At 59.8% G+C, this 241-nt stretch carries 1 rRNA gene; it reads right to left on the bottom strand.

The annotated features are described in order from the left end of the window. A 23S ribosomal RNA gene (locus ciss_RS10475) occupies window positions 1-241 on the bottom strand; the annotation flags it as partial.

Genomic DNA, 241 nt, shown 5'->3' with positions numbered 1-241 from the left:
ACCCCTACCCACAGCTCATCCGCCGCCTTTTCAACGACGGTCGGTTCGGGCCTCCACCTGGTCTTACCCAGGTTTCACCCTGGCCATGGGTAGATCACCCGGTTTCGGGTCTGCTGCACGCAACTTCCGCCCTCTTCGGACTCGCTTTCGCTTCGGCTCCGGCCTTATAAGCCTTAACCTCGCTACGTACAGCAACTCGCCGGCCCGTTCTACAAAAAGTACGCCGTCACCACCTTCCAGT

The organism is Carboxydothermus islandicus (assembly GCF_001950325.1).
Lineage (GTDB): Bacteria > Bacillota > Z-2901 > Carboxydothermales > Carboxydothermaceae > Carboxydothermus > Carboxydothermus islandicus.
The sequence above is the reverse complement of the archived record's forward strand: the minus strand, read 5'-3'. Positions and strand labels throughout refer to the sequence as shown.